This is a genomic window from Fulvivirga maritima (genome assembly GCF_021389955.1).
GTDB classification, from domain to species: Bacteria; Bacteroidota; Bacteroidia; order Cytophagales; family Cyclobacteriaceae; genus Fulvivirga; species Fulvivirga maritima.
On the sequence record NZ_CP089980.1, the window covers coordinates 1,170,889 to 1,184,380 of the forward strand.

7 protein-coding genes are annotated in these 13,492 nt (G+C 38.6%); all 7 read left to right on the plus strand.

Features of this window, described 5'->3' with window-relative positions; genetic code table 11:
• The first annotated feature begins 94 nt into the window (after positions 1–94).
• The 7 genes from LVD15_RS04795 to LVD15_RS04825 all read left to right on the plus strand — a co-directional run bounded on the left by LVD15_RS04795 (position 95) and on the right by LVD15_RS04825 (position 13,450).
• On the plus strand, positions 95–2,374 hold the full coding sequence (locus LVD15_RS04795) for an NADP-dependent malic enzyme (RefSeq protein ID WP_233779177.1): 2,280 nt from the start codon (positions 95–97) through the stop codon (positions 2,372–2,374).
• Positions 2,374–2,967, plus strand: a complete 594-nt coding sequence (gene ruvA, locus LVD15_RS04800) for a Holliday junction branch migration protein RuvA (protein WP_233779178.1) — start codon at positions 2,374–2,376, stop codon at positions 2,965–2,967. Before LVD15_RS04795 ends, ruvA begins: the two co-directional genes overlap by 1 nt.
• A gap of 19 nt (positions 2,968–2,986) precedes the next feature.
• Positions 2,987–10,204 (plus strand): T9SS outer membrane translocon Sov/SprA, encoded by a 7,218-nt coding sequence (gene sov, locus LVD15_RS04805; RefSeq protein ID WP_233779179.1) that lies wholly within the window; start codon positions 2,987–2,989, stop codon positions 10,202–10,204.
• Positions 10,205–10,262: 58 nt separating this feature from the next.
• A complete protein-coding gene (gcvH, locus tag LVD15_RS04810; RefSeq protein WP_233779180.1) occupies positions 10,263–10,640 on the plus strand; it encodes a glycine cleavage system protein GcvH in 378 nt (125 codons plus the stop codon).
• Positions 10,641–10,643: 3 nt separating this feature from the next.
• On the plus strand, positions 10,644–11,009 hold the full coding sequence (locus tag LVD15_RS04815; RefSeq protein WP_233779181.1) for a VanZ family protein: 366 nt from the start codon (positions 10,644–10,646) through the stop codon (positions 11,007–11,009).
• 82 nt (positions 11,010–11,091) lie between these two features.
• Entirely contained in the window at positions 11,092–11,766 is a 675-nt protein-coding gene (locus LVD15_RS04820) for an energy transducer TonB (RefSeq protein ID WP_233779182.1), read from the plus strand.
• Between the two features lie 346 nt (positions 11,767–12,112).
• Positions 12,113–13,450: a transposase gene (locus LVD15_RS04825; RefSeq protein WP_233778216.1), complete on the plus strand. Its 1,338-nt coding sequence runs from the start codon at positions 12,113–12,115 to the stop codon at positions 13,448–13,450.
• The last annotated feature ends 42 nt before the right edge of the window (positions 13,451–13,492 follow it).

Sequence of the window (13,492 nt, forward strand, 5' to 3'; positions counted from 1 at the left end):
ATTCTAAATTTATTCCTGTAAGCACATCACCGTATGGCACGGTGATGTATTTGGAGCATATTACGCCTATTTTATACTTTGCTAATCATTACTTATGGCTATAAAAATAAGAAAAGAAGATGCCCTCAATTACCATTCTCACAACCAGCCTGGTAAAATTGAGGTAGTACCTACTAAGTCACTTAGTTCGCAACTAGACCTCGCCCTGGCTTACTCACCAGGCGTGGCAGAACCCTGTAAAGAAATAGCAGCTAACAAAGATGATTCCTATAAATACACATCTAAAGGTAATCTGGTGGGAGTTATTTCTAACGGAACAGCCGTTTTAGGGCTGGGAAACATTGGAGCAGACGCCTCCAAGCCTGTTATGGAAGGTAAAGGAGTATTATTTAAAAAATTTGCAGGTATCGATGTTTTTGACATTGAGATCAATGAAGAAGACCCTGACAAATTTATTGAAATAGTAAAATCTCTGGAACCTACTTTCGGTGGTATTAACCTGGAAGACATCAAAGCTCCTGAAAGCTTTAAGATAGAACAGGAGCTCAGAAAGCAAATGAGTATTCCGGTAATGCATGATGATCAGCATGGTACTGCTATCATTTCGGCCTCTGCCCTACTCAATGCGCTGGAAATCATTGATAAAAAAATTCAGGATATAAAAATAGTGGTTAACGGTGCAGGTGCTGCTGCTATTGCTTGTGTGAAATTGTATATCTCTTTAGGAGCTACTAAGGAGAATATAATCATGTGTGATAGTAAAGGAGTGATCAACACCCGAAGAACCAACTTAGACGAAACCAAATCTGAATTTGCCATAGATACTGAAGTGGATACTCTTCAGGAAGCTATCAAAGGAGCTGATATGTTCTTAGGCCTTTCCATTGGAGATATCCTTACGGCTAATGACCTGGAAGGAATGGCAGAAAACCCTATTGTATTTGCACTTGCCAATCCTAACCCTGAAATTGGTTATGATTTGGCTATGAGTACGCGGGAAGATATAATTATGGCTACGGGCCGTTCAGACCATCCTAATCAGGTGAACAACGTATTGGGCTTCCCCTACATTTTCAGAGGAGCATTAGATGTACGAGCCACTTCTATTAATGAAGAAATGAAACTAGCGGCTGTTCATGCCATTGCCAATTTGGCCAAGCAGCCTGTTCCTGAGCTCGTGAATAAGGCTTATGGAGATAACAAAATTCAATTTGGCAAAGAGTATTTAATACCCAAGCCTTTAGATCCAAGACTGATCACCACTATTTCTCCTGCAGTAGCTAAGGCTGCCATAGAAACTGGTGTGGCCAGAGCTGAAATAACTGACTGGGAAAAATATCATATTGAACTTCAGCACAGAATAGGTATTGATGAGAAATTAATGTCTCGCATTATCAACAGAGCTAAAAAACAGCCACAGAGAGTTGTTTTTGCTGAAGCGCATGACCTAAAAATACTGAAAGCAGCTCAGATCTTGCAAGATGAAAAAATTGCTTGCCCTATCTTATTAGGTAATCGTGAGTCTATTCAAAAGCTTATTGAAGAGCATAATTTAGACCTACAAGACTCTACTATTATTGACACGGCTGAAGAAAAGGATAAAATCGAAAAATTCGCCGTTTCTTATTATGAGAAAAGAAAGCGCAAAGGAGTGACTTTAGCAGAAGCTAAAAAACTGATGCGCGAAAGGAATATGTATGGCTGCATGCTGGTAGAACATAATGAAGCCGATGCTATTATTTCTGGTCTTACTAAAGATTATCCTAAAACCATCCTCCCTGCTTTACAAATTATAGGCATGGAAAAAGAGGTAAAGAAAGTGGCCGGTATGTATATCATAGTAAACAAAAAAGGAACTTTCTTCTTTGCTGATACTACTGTAAATGTAGACCCTACTCCGGAAGAGTTGGTAGACATTATTGGCATGACAGCGCGAGGTGTTAAATTCTTTGATATTGAGCCTAGAGTAGCTATGCTTTCTTACTCAAACTTTGGCAGCAGTAAAGGAGACGTGCCTGACAAAGCGAAAAAAGCAGTACAGCTGGCTAAAGAAAAATTCCCTGATCTTATTATTGATGGTGATATCCAAGCCAATGTGGCTATAGATAAGGAAATGCAGCAAAGCAACTATCCTTTCAGCGCATTAGCAGCAAAAGGAGCTAATACACTGATTTTCCCTAACCTGGCTTCAGGTAATATTGCCTATAAATTATTAATGGAAATAGGTGGAGCTGAAGCTATTGGCCCTATTTTGTTGGGTATGAATAAACCTGTTCATATATTGCAGCTTGGTAGCTCTATTAGAGAAATAGTAAATATGGCCGCCATAGCAGTAGTAGACGCGCAGTTATATAAAAAAAACAACCCTAAATAATGATCACCTATCTCAAGGGAAAATTAGTTTATAAAGACCCAACTTATGTTATTATAGATGTTAATGGAATCGGGTACCACGTGAATATTTCACTTGGTACCTACTCCAGCATCAAAGACGCAGAAAACATCTTACTTCATACTTACTTACATATAAAGGAAGACTCTCATACTCTTTTTGGCTTTGCTGATGAAAATGATAAAAAAATGTTTTTGAACCTGATCTCTATTTCAGGAGTAGGACCTAGTACAGGGCTTATGGTTCAATCATCACTTTCAGCGGCAGAATTACAAGAAGCTATTGTAAATGAAGAGGTTAAAACCATTCAGGGAGTAAAAGGAATAGGAAGTAAAACTGCTCAAAGAATCATTCTGGAGTTAAAGGATAAACTGAAAAAAGATACTTTAATTCAAGGATCTGATAATTTAAAACCATTATCACACAATACTGTCAGAACTGAGGCGTTATCCGCCTTACTAACGCTTGGCATTAATAAATCTTCTGCTGAAAAAAGTATAGATCGCATCCTTAAAAATTCGAAAAATACAATTACATTGGAAGAATTAATCAAGCTTTCATTAAAAAACGCCTAGACTAAACCAACTTTTAGTGTTGATATTTAAGAGATTTCATAAGTCGCTCTTTGCTACATTATGTGCTTTTGTAATTTGGGTGGGACTAGACTATTCTGTAAGCTCTAAAGGTCTCAACTTTAGTTCAATAGAAAGTTTGGAATACTTCCTGCTTCAGGAGCAAGATACTACTAAACAAGATACTCTGAAGCGAGATTCTGCACGTAATGTACCGTATACTCCCTCCAGACAGCCGAACTATCAGCCTAGCGACAGATACGGAGATCCTTTTAGTAATTCTACGAGTTCTTCTCCGTTAATGTTACAAGATCCTGCTAGTTTACAGCTAGATGTAGACATAGATACAAGCATGAATTACACCATCTATGAAAAAATAGGTGATGTAAACTACAGGCCTACTTCTTCTATGACTTTTGCGGAGTTTAAACAATATCAGGAAAAACAACAGCTAAAAGATTATTGGAAAAGTCGGTCTGAAGGACTTGACGGAGAGAGTGCCGTAAGTGGCAGAAATTTGATTCCCCCGATTTACATCAGCCCGGTCTTCGACAGAATATTTGGAGGTACTTATGTAGAAATCATACCCAGAGGTTTTGTAACGCTAGACTTTGGTGGCAGATGGCAAAGAATAAGCAACCCTAACATTCCTATAAGACAGCAGAGAAGCGGTGGCTTTGAGTTTGACCAGCAGATAAGCATGAATGTAGTAGGTAAAGTTGGGGAGAAACTTCAGGTAACAGCCAATTTTGACAACAATAACTCCTTTGACTTTGAAAATAACCTCAAAGTAGAATATACAGGTTATGAGGAAGATATCCTGCAAAAACTAGAAATAGGAAATGTAAGCTTACCCCTTAATAACAGTTTGATTACAGGAGCTCAAAACCTTTTTGGTATCAAGGCTCAAATGCAATTTGGAGACTTATATGTAACCACTGTGGCCTCTACTCAAAGAGGTAAGTCAGAGTCAATAACTATAGATGGCGGTGGTGCCCAGGGTCGTGAGTTTGAAGTACAAGCCTCTAACTATGACGAAAACAGACACTTTTTCTTAGGACATTTTTTCCGCGATAATTACGAAGACTGGTTATCTACTATTCCTAACATTAACTCAGGTGTAAATATTACTCGACTAGAAGTATATGTAGTTAACACCAATAATAATACTCAGACCTTAAGAAATGTGGTGGGTCTTATGGACTTAGCTGAGCCTGACACTGAAAACTTATATAGAGATACCTGGAGTAATGGAACTGCTACCCTGGCTAATGCCAATGGAGCCAATAGCTTGTTTGAAGCCATTTCTGGCATTACTAAAAATGCTGACCAGGTAGATGGTGCATTACAAGGGTTAGGTCTGGAAGATGGCCTTGATTATGAAAAAATCACTAGTGCGCGTAAACTGGATTTAAGTGAATACACTTACCATACTAAGCTCGGTTATGTAACCCTTAATAGAAGGTTACAAAATGATGAGGCCTTAGCCGTAGCCTATCAGTATAGCTATAGAGGACAAAACTATCAGGTGGGTGAATTATCAACAGACTACAGCAGCCGACCTGAGGATAATGTAATATTCTTAAAATTATTAAGACCTAAGAAAATAAGCATTACTGATAACCAAAATTTCCCTGTGCCTACCTGGGATTTAATGATGAAAAACATCTATAACCTTAGCGGCACTAATATAGAAGAGGAAGGTTTTGAACTAAGAGTAATTTACCGGGATGACAATACTGGTATTGATAACCCTCAACTACAGGAAGGTACTGAGGCCAGTCAAGATCCACTGATCAGACTGCTTAACCTGGACAGGCTAAACCAGAACGAAGACCCGCAGCCTGATGGTAACTTTGATTATGTAGAGGATGTAACTATTGATTCAGAAAATGGCCTTATCATATTTCCGGACCTGAAGCCCTTTGCAGATCCTCTGAGAGAAGCATTTCAAAGTGATCCACCGGGAAGGCAGCAGACTTTAATTGACAAATATGTCTATGATGAGCTTTATGAACAGACCAAAATTGACGCAGAACTCGTATCCAACAAAAATAAATATGTAATAGTAGGTAAGTATCAGGCAGGATCCTCAACCGAAATAGTTATTCCCGGATTTAATATCGCCGAAGGCTCTGTGAGAGTCTACGCCGGAGGATCTCCACTACAAGAAGGAGTAGATTATCAGGTAGACTATACTTTTGGAAAGGTAAATATCTTAAATGAAGGCGTACTCAACTCAGGAAAGCAAATCACTATTTCTTATGAAAAAGCCGATTTATTCAACTTCCAATCAAGAACGTTACTGGGTGCCCGTTTTGACTATAAATTAGATGATGATGTAACTTTTGGAGCTACCTTACTCCACCTAAATGAAAGGCCGCTAATTTCAAGAATAAGCGTGGGTAATGAACCTATCAGAAATACCAAATATGGTTTTGATGTTAACGTGCAAAAGGACTCGCGCTTTCTTACCAAAATGTTGGATAAGCTCCCACTCATTCAGACTAAGGAACCTTCAAGCATTTCATTTAATGCTGAATTTGCACAGTTAATACCCGGCACCTCAAACATAGTAGATGGAGAAGGTACTTCATATATTGATGACTTTGAAAGCTCGGCCACGCCATATTCTCTCAGCAATCCTACCACCTGGAAACTCGCGGCTACACCGGAAACTGATGACAACCGCTTCTTTGGAGAGTCTGCAGACCTGGAAAATGGATACAAAAGAGCTCGCTTAGCCTGGTATACTATTGACAACCTCTTTTACCGTAATGACAGGAGAAAGCCTGACAACATTACTGATGAGGAACTGGAAAACAACTATGTGAGACAAGTTATTCCGCAAGAGATTTTTCCTAATAGAGATCAAAATGTAATTAACATTCAACAGACCTTTGACTTAGCCTATTACCCGGCAGAAAGGGGCCAATATAACCTTAATAGCAATGAAACTAATAACGACGGTGTATTCACTAATAATGCCAGCATAAGAAGAAACTGGGGAGGTATAACCAGTGCTATTAATACTGAAATAGATTTTGACAAAGCCAATATTGAGTATATTGAGTTTTGGCTTATGGATCCGTTCATTAACAATGCTAACGGAAACATTAATGATGGTAGAGGAAACAACAGACCCAATACTACCGGTGGAGACATGTACTTTAACCTGGGTACTATTTCTGAAGACGTTATTCCTGACAATAAACATGGCTTTGAAAACGGCCTCCCGGCAGATGGGTATTCCCTTGATGCACCTGAAGGAGTTGAAGAGATCAGCCCGTGGGGATATACCACTACTCAGCAGTTTCTAACTAATGCTTTTGACAACTCACAATCAGCAAGAGCTAATCAAGACGTAGGACTAAATGGTATGGGTAATGACAAAGAGAGAAACTACCCGCAATACCCTCAAAAATTCAGACAATTAGAAGATCCTGCAGGTGATGACTTTAACTACTTTTTAGGAGATGAATTAGATCAAAGAAATGCAGGTATACTAGAAAGGTATAAGAGCTTCAATGGTATGGAGAACAACTCCCCCGTAGTTTCTAACAATAATGCACTTTACACAGAATCTGGTTCTACCCTTCCTGATAATGAAGACCTTAACGGAGACAATACCCTAAACACGCTTGAAGAATACTACGAGTATAAAGTAGATCTTAATCCGGGAGATTTGGAAAACAATGATTACGTGGTAGATCAGGCTACTACAGATGAAGGAGTCAATTGGTACCTGTTCAGAATACCTATTAGACAATCAAACCTTAACAGCTACGGTAATATTTCAGGATTTAAATCAATAAAATACATAAGAACCTATCTCACTGACTGGCAAGAACCGGTAGTACTTAGAATGGTTAATTTCCGATTTGTTGCCAGCCGCTGGAGAAGATACACTAACCCTATAGAAGATGCCGATTTTGGAACTATAGATGATAACAACCTGGGATATGATGACCTTACCGTATCTGTAGTGAATGTTGAAGAAAATGGAGCAGGTAGCATTAACACCTCTCCATATGATACCCCTCCCGGCATAAACAGAGATAGAGATAATACTTCTTCAGTAGAAAGAAGGCTTAACGAGCAGTCATTACAGCTAACTGTAGAAGGTCTGGAAGATGGTCATGCCGCTGCGTCATTTAAACAAGTGGCCTTTGACTTGATCAACTATGGTAGAATAAAAATGTTTTTACATGCTAACAGTGAAAATGCTGCTGATGATGAAGTCACAGCCTTCCTGAGATTAGGATCTGATGTTGATTCTAACTACTATGAGATTGAAGTGCCACTCAAAATTTCGAATCCATCCTCTTCTGATCCTGAAGTAATATGGCCAGAAGAAAATGAAATAGATATGGACATGGATCAGCTCTACTCACTAAAAGCTGACCGTGACGCTGATGGAATAAGCAAAAGAGAACTCTTCCCGCTAGATGGGCCAAGAGTGGTAGGCAATAACAGGATAAGGCTTCGGGGTAATCCGGATATGAGTGCGGTCACCTGGCTTACTATCGGGGTACGGAACCCTAAAGATGACGGGCAAACCAAAGATGCCATAGTCTGGGCTAATGAGCTCCGAGTCACAGACTTTGACCGAACGAAGGGCTGGGCTGCCAATGCCACCTTAAATGCCAAACTTGCCGATTTCGCTAATATTACCGCTACTGCACGACATACTACTTTTGGTTTTGGGGGTATTCAATCAAAAATTGCCGAAAGAACCAGAGAGGAAACAACGGCTTATGATGTGTCTGCTAATGTGAATGTAGACAAACTTCTGCCTGATCAATTAGGTCTAAAAATACCCATGTACGTCAGTTATGAAAAAACTACTATCAAGCCAAAATTTGACCCTGCTAACCCTGATATAACACTAGAAGCCTCTTTACTTAATAAGAGTGTAGAAGAAAAAGCAGAATATGAAAGCATAGTTACAGACATTACTACAAGGAAAAGTATCAACTTTACTAACGTAAGAAAGGTTAAAACTAACCCTGAAGCCAAAAAGAGGATTTATGATATAGAAAACCTATCCTTTAGCTATGCTTATAGCGAAATGGAAAGGCACAACTTTAATCTTAGGGAGCAGCTTTACAGGAACTATAATGCATCTATTGCTTATAATTACAGTACACAATCCAAACCTTGGGAGCCTTTTCAGAATGTTAAATTCTTAGACAAGTCATACCTACAACTTATTAAAGACTTCAACATAAACTTCCTCCCAAGTAATATTGCTGTGAGAGGAGAGCTTCAGCGTAGACTGGAAAAAACAGTTTATAGAAACAGTGAGAACGTATCTAGCCAGACTAACTTTGAAAAGTACTTCTACTTTAATAGAACTTATAATCTACAGTGGGATCTAACCAAGAACCTAACACTTGATTATAATGCCCGTGCAGCTGCTGTAATAGATGAACCGGACACTGACCCTAATGGAGGTTTAAGCCAGTCCTCCAGGGAGCTAATAACTGCTGATCAGTATCAAGATTCAATCATGACCAACCTTAAAAATCTGGGTCGATTGAAAAACTTCGATCAAAGCATTAGTGCCAATTATCATTTACCAATAGATAAAATTCCTTTGACTGACTGGGTAGCCACAGATTATCAATATCAGGCCGGTTATTCCTGGACAGCAGGGCCATTATATACAGAACCAGAAGATCAAGCATTGAATTTTGGTAATACCTTGCAAAACAGTAGAGATAATACAGCCAGAGGAAAATTAGATCTGGTTAAACTTTATAACAAAGTAGGTTTCCTTAAAAAGATTAACAACCCTACCAGAAATACCAGAAGAAGCTCTCTAAGAAGAAACCAGGCTCAGGATAGCACTGAGACTAAGCAATCGGAAAATAAATTCGGAAAAGGCTTCTTAAGAATGCTTATGGCGGTAAGATCTATTAATGGTACCTATACCTTAAGGGAAGGAACTTTATTGCCCGGTTATACAGGTCGCCCTTTCCTATTTGGCATGGACAGCAGCTTTAATGAACCTGGCTGGGGCTTCATTCTGGGTTCACAAGATCCATCGATCAGATATCGCCTGGCAGATAAAGGTTTAATAACAAGAAACACTGATCTTACAACACCATTCACTCAAACAAAAACAGTGGACTATAATATAAAAGCGAATATAGAGCCATTTAAAGACTTAAAAATTCAGCTTAATATGCAGAAAACTAAGAGTTCTTCGTATCAGGAAATATTCCATATGAACGCTGACTCTACTATGTTTGAGAGTATTGGTCAGACCAGAAGCGGCGCCTATTCTGTTTCTTTCTTAAGTATTGCCACGGCATTTAAGCGAGATGACAGTAGAAATAACTCTCCCGTATTTCAGGATTTCGAACAATACAGAATGGAAATCCTGGATGAATTTGAAAGAAATACTGGGGTAAGATATGATACTAACTCACAAGATGTACTTATTCCTGCTTTTATAGCGGCATATTCAGGCAAAAGCCCTAATAGTGTTAGTTTGAGCCCATTCCCAAGAACACCATTACCCAACTGGAGAATTGATTATGCTGGATTAGGAAAAATAAAGGCATTGGCTAAAATATTTCAGTCTATCTCCATCACACATGGTTATCAATCAGACTATACAGTATCTAACTATAGTAGTGAAGTTTCTTATTCTGATGGCATAGACTTAACCAATGGAATTGAATCATATAACCGTACACAGTTTGCTCGAGACATAGATGGCGAGTTCAACCCTATGTACTTCATAGATCAAGTGGTCATTCGCGAACAATTTGCTCCGCTAATAGGTGTCAACGTTAGAACCAAAAGCAGACTATCTGTAAGGGCCGAATACAAAGTAGCTAGAGATGTAGCCTTGCAGGTAACTAATGCTCAGGTTACAGAAATGAGAAGTAACGATGTAGTATTAGAAGTAGGTTTTACTAAAGCGAATTTCAAACTTCCATTTAAATCTCAAGGAAGAGTTATTTCTTTAAAGAACGACCTTACATTCAGACTGAATGTAACCGTACGAGATACGGAAACCATACAAAGAAAAATAGATGAAGTGAACACAGTTACTGATGGTAATTTAAACTTTCAATTAAGGCCAAACGTTAGCTATGTTCTAAATGAAAAGCTAAACATCCAATTTTACTTTGAAAGAAGCATTAATGAGCCAAAAATATCTAGCACGTTTAGAAGAACTACCACCCGAGCTGGCTTCCAATTACGATTTAGTTTAGCTCAGTAAAATTTTAGCATTACAAAATAAGGATGTATTTTTGGCCATTAACTTAATAAAGCAACTTATGAACATACCTGAATCATTAAAGTACACAAAAGACCACGAGTGGGTGAAAATTGAAGGCGACACAGCCACTGTGGGTATCACTGATTTTGCTCAGAGCGAACTAGGTGATATTGTTTATGTGGAAATTGAAACTGAAGGAGAAGAAGTAGAAAAAGGAGAAGTTTTCGGTACAGTAGAAGCTGTAAAAACGGTATCTGATCTGTTTATGCCTATTAGTGGTACAGTAGAAGAAGTAAATTCTGAACTAGAATCTGCTCCAGAATTGGTAAATGAAGATCCTTACGAAAAAGGTTGGTTAATCAAAATAAAAATAACTGACACTGATAGTTCAGAATTATTATCTGCCGAAGAATACAAAGAAGTTATAGGAGGATAAGACGTGAATAAATACCTCATTGGAGCGTTTTTATGGTCTCTCCTCATTTTAGTTCTTACACTTACACCAGGAGAGTCCGTTCCCGACGTCAGCCTGTTTGACTATGATAAGCTAGGGCATGCATTTATCTTTTTTGTATTGTCTTTTTTATCAATAAACGGCATTTACAGACATCCTAGATGTCAAGCGCGTATCACTAAGGCAGTGGTAATTGGGGTATTATTTTCAGCATTTTATGGGTTCGCTATAGAACTCATTCAAAGCGTTATTCCTGGTAGATCTATGGAAGCTATGGATGCCGTAGCCAATATAATTGGATCTATTTTGGGATTATCTTTGTTCTACCTAATGAATAAGCTTAGAACATAAGCTATTAATAAATTTTATTTTGTATATTTGAGTAATACACTCATTAAATTTTTAACACGAAAAAGAGTAGATACAACTAATAATGGAAGCTAAAAAGAGTAAAAAAGCCGACTTGAGAGGAAAATCTGGGCTTTTCTTCCAGATAGGTCTGCTGCTTGCCATGTGTCTTGTAGTTTTTGCTTTTGAATTCAAAAACTATGACGAAGGCGCACAAGTAGAAACCGCTCAAGTCCAAGACGATTTTGAAGACTTGTTGGAAATACCACCAACAGAGCAGCCGCCGCCACCGCCACCAAAAGTTCAGCAACCTGAAATTATAGAGGTTCCTGATGAGGAGGAAATCGAAGAAGAAATTGAAGTTGACCTTGATGTGGAAATTACCGAAGAAGAAGTAATTGAAGACATCATCGTTGAAGAAGCTCCTGAAGAAGAGGTAGCTGAAGAGATCTTCCAAATAGTAGAAGACCCTGCTACACCTCCTGGAGGATACCCAGCATTCTACAAATTTGTAGCTGACAAGTTAAAATACCCAGCTCAAGCAAGAAGAATGGGTATTGAAGGTAAAGTATTCGTTCAGTTCGTAGTAGATACCGACGGAACTTTAACTGACGTTCAGGCTGTAAAAGGTATCGGAGCTGGTTGTGACGAAGAAGCTGTAAGGGTGATTAAAAGTGCACCTAAGTGGAGTCCTCCAAAGCAAAGAGGTAAGCCTGTTAAACAAAGAATTATTCTACCTATCACATTTAAGTTAGGTTAAAAAATACAAGAGCCCGATAGTCATCGGGCTTTTTTTATACCCTTCCCATCCTTACATAGCTTATTCTACTATTCGAGCCTGTACCCAAGCATGCTCAAATAAATGCAGTAAAAGCTAACCTCTGATCTAAATATCAATACAGAAACTACTGTAGCGCGTTAAGCCTAGTTATTCCTAGCCAGATAAGTATTATAGGGCCTCCCTTTTAAATAAAAAACACTGAAATACAGTTACTTATCAGTATTAAAGCATAAAATAAAACCCCGAAATTAGCTATATAAAGCTTTTTTCGGGGGTTTTTGATTTGTTAAATTGTAGTGCCTAATCACAATTAACACTGCAATATATGAGAGATCAAGAGCTTTTCCAACCGCAAGATTACTTAACTCCAAAATGGTACTTATTCAAGAATAGCACCTTGGGGAAAGTTTATAATACTATTCCTTGGAGTCAACTTTCAGAATGTTTGCCAAAGGAAAATAGAGGCCCAGGCGCACCCCGCTGGTTTTCGGCCCAAGGCATGTTTGGTCTAATGTTTCTAAAATCTTATTTAAACCTGAGTGACGAGAAGTTAATAGAACGATTTAATACTGACTGGAGCCTTCAGCTTTTTTGCAATAAATTGTTGGATGATAACCAAAGAATTAAGGATAAGGCCATTTTAAGTAGAATCAGGACGTATATGGCTGATAATACTGATTGGCAACAACTTCAGGAAGTACTCATTCATCATTGGAAAAGAGATATGAATAATACGCATGTTCTCTTAATGGATGCCACTTGCTATGAAAGTTATATTCGTTTTCCTACCGATGTAAAACTACTTTGGGAAAGCTGTCAATGGGTGTTTGAAAAACAGCTTTACAGATGGAGTAAAATATTAGGTGTAAAACGGCCTCGCTCCAAATATATAGATCAAAAACGCAAGCAGATGTCTTACGATCGTAGTCGAAAAAAGACATACAAAGCTGGACGCAAGCGTAAAAAGGCATTGATATATCTACTGTCCAAAGGGCTTGGACAGCTGCAGTACTTACTCAATGAAAACCCACAAATACAGCTTCACTTTCAAGAGCGAGCATACCTAAAAACAATACAGAAGGTACTTGGGCAACAGCAATTCTTGCAGCATCATCCAGCTAAAGAATTGAAAAACAGGATAGTATCGCTTCCCAGACCTTATGTCAGGCCTATCGTACGAGGCAAAGAAACTAAAAGGGTTGAGTTTGGAATGAAAGCCCACATGCTTCAGGTTGACGGCATCTGCTTTATTGATGCCATGGAGTTCAGGGCATTCAATGAAAGTACCAGACTAAAAATAAGTAGTTTAAAACATAGATCGATATTTGGCTCCCTTCATCAGCTGGGGGCAGATCGCATTTATGCCACTAATGCCAACAGAAAGTATTTAACAGTAAGGAAAGTGTTCACTTGCTTTCCAAAGAAAGGCCCCAAGATAAACAAACCTGAGGAAAGCAAACTCAGAAGCCTCATCTCTAACCAGAGAGCAACCGTGATGGAGGGAAGTTTTGGTACCCATAAAACGGCTTACGGCCTGAATAAAATCAAGGTTAAGGGAGAAAAACGAGAAATGATACATGTATTCTTTGCCGTTATGATGGCCAATGCTGTTAAGATGAGCAAAAAGAAATCAGAAAACATACCACTACTTCAGGCCGCCTAAACCTAAATCAGAAAAGCCTTAGGGATCGGTGTGTCTATACTA